Annotated in this window: 2 protein-coding genes; both read right to left on the bottom strand. The window is 39.7% G+C overall.

The features are described 5' to 3' along the window. Nucleotides 1-1393, bottom strand: a 1393-nt coding sequence (locus AC06OU_RS17785) for a gamma-glutamyltransferase family protein (protein WP_475857557.1), incomplete at its 3' end; no start/stop codon positions are given. A 147-nt stretch (nucleotides 1394-1540) separates the two neighbouring features. Next, a complete protein-coding gene (locus AC06OU_RS17780) occupies nucleotides 1541-2053 on the bottom strand; it encodes a type 1 glutamine amidotransferase domain-containing protein (protein ID WP_475857555.1) in 513 nt (170 codons plus the stop codon). Nucleotides 2054-2455 lie beyond the last annotated feature (402 nt).

The raw sequence follows: 2455 nt of genomic DNA, 5'->3' as shown, positions 1-2455 counted from the left end.
GAGGCATATCAAGTGTTGCTTGAGGATTTAACAAATAATCTACCGTGTTTGTTACAACCTGGAAATGTCCCTGGGGCTGCATGTAGCCTCCCATCACACCGAACGGCCCTACGGCTTCTCCGTCTTTCGTTAAGAAGCCTGGAATAATCGTATGGTAAGTTTTCTTTCCTGGCTTTAATACATTAGGATGTGATTCATCTAGAGAGAAATCATGTCCTCTGTTTTGCAATGCAATACCTGTGCCTGGAATGACAACACCAGAACCGAAGCCCATATAGTTACTTTGTATAAAAGAAACCATATTTCCTTCCTCATCAGCAGTTGCCAAATAGACAGTTCCCCCTTTTGGTAATTCATAAGGTTCGGGATCTGTAGCTTCGTCTTGGATTACCGCTTTACGCTTTTCTGCATATTCCTCGGACAATAAATGCTCAACGCTTACTGGCATTTCATCAGGCTCCGTTATAAATGCCTGGCCATCCGTAAAGGCTAGCTTCATCGATTCAATTTGTTGATGTAGCGTATGAACACTTTGCCACTCGGGCTTATCTAGCTTATTAAATACATTAAGGGCCATCAAAGCGACCATACCCTGACCGTTTGGAGGAATCTCCCAAACATCATAGCCACGGTAGTTCACAGAAATTGGGTCTACCCACTGAGGCTGATAGGATTGTAGGTCACTTTTAGACAGATATCCCCCATGCTTTCTCATAAATCCATCTATTTGTTCAGCAAGATCTCCTTCATAAAAAGCTTTTGCATTTGTTTCTCCTATAGCACGAAGCGTGCTTGCATGGCCTGGAGACTTCCACACCTCTCCTATTTCTGGAGGGCGACCATCTGGAGCAAATGTTTCAAACCATGCGTTGAATTCCTCTGTCGTAAAGCTCGCTTTAAACTTTTTGTATGCTACCTTCCAATACTTCCCTAAAATTGGGGACAGAGGATAACCCTCCTCCGCATATTGAATTGCAGGCTCTAGTACTTCTTTTAACGGTAATTTGCCAAACCTTTCTGATAAGGCTGCCCATGCAGCAGGGACTCCTGGCACCGTTATTGGTACTACTCCATGCACTGGCATCTTCTCTAGGCCTTGTGCTCGTAGCTTTTCAGCCGAAATAGATTGTGGTGCAGGACCTGATGCATTCAACCCATGAAGCTTTCCTTTTGTCCAGACTAAAGCAAAAGCATCTCCACCGATTCCATTGGAGGTTGGCTCCACCACAGTTAATGCAGCAGCAGTAGCAATAGCTGCATCAATGGCATTCCCACCTTTTTTTAATATATCTAAACCAGCCTGTGCCGCTAAAGGTTGTGACGTTGCAACCATACCTTTTTTAGCAAAAACGGTATTTCTCTTACCTGGAAATGGGTGATATAAGTAATCCATTACGTTCCCCCTATGTAATCATTATTAAATTATTCTGAAAATAAAAATAACACTAGCTTAATATAATGTAAAGGATTAATTACGTAAATGTCAGAAAAAAAGAGATACCAGTATATGGTATCTCTTACTTCTAGCTTAATCCATTATTTAAGACAACAGTTTAACGATTTCACGGTTGAACGCTGGAATGTCATCTGGTGTACGACTAGTAACTAATTGTTTTTGACAAACGAAAACCTCTTCGTCATGGAACTTAACGCCTGCATTTTCTAAATCTACTTGAATAGATTTATATCCAGTTGCATCTCGACCATTCAGTGTTTTTGCAGTAATTAAAAGCTGAGGTCCATGACAGATTGCAAATACGGGTTTTTTAGCATCCATAAAGTATTTAGCAAATTGTACGAAACGATCATCTGCTCTTAAAATATCGGGAGAAAATCCACCAGGAATGAATAATGCATCAAATTCTTCTGGCTTCACATCGTCAATACCATAGTCAATCGTTACATTTACTTCACCGTTTTTACCGGTTACTTGTTTCCCAGCCTCTTGTTCAATAGCGAATACCTCGTGTCCAGCTTCGTTTAAAGCTTGTGCCGGTTTCGCATATTCCGAGTCCTCAAACATGTTTGTGATTAATGTTGCTACTTTAGCCATTTCCTCACTCCTCAATTGTTTGTTCTCTCTTATAATTCCACTATAATAGCTTGATTAAACATTTTTCATGAAAAATAGAAAGAAGAGTTTTTAAGGACCCCTTTTTAATATAGGCTATGTTATTATGATCCAAAGAAATCTTAGATCAGAGAGTAGAATTGATTTTTCGCACCAGCCGGGCCCTTTCCTCGGGGTGAGCGATAAGCTGTCACCAACCCCAATTTCATCTTCTATTTATGTTCTTAATATCCATTTGAAAGTTCATTTGTTTATGTTTACAGTCACTATAAAAAAAGAATTGTTAGTCAAAATCAACCAATAACTTTAACAAAGCTTTAATATAAAAAAACCCCGACCGTATTTCTACCGGTCAGGGTTATATTATAACTTTAGTCTACTAAT

The organism is Psychrobacillus sp. (assembly GCF_056205495.1).
Note: the sequence above shows the minus strand (reverse complement) of the source record. Positions and strands in the feature narration are given on the sequence as shown.

What these genes read in the sequence shown, in the direction of transcription:
- AC06OU_RS17780 (WP_475857555.1), bottom strand. Translation starts at nt 2,053, where the DNA reads ATGGCTAAAGTAGCAACATTAATCACAAACATGTTTGAGGACTCGGAA.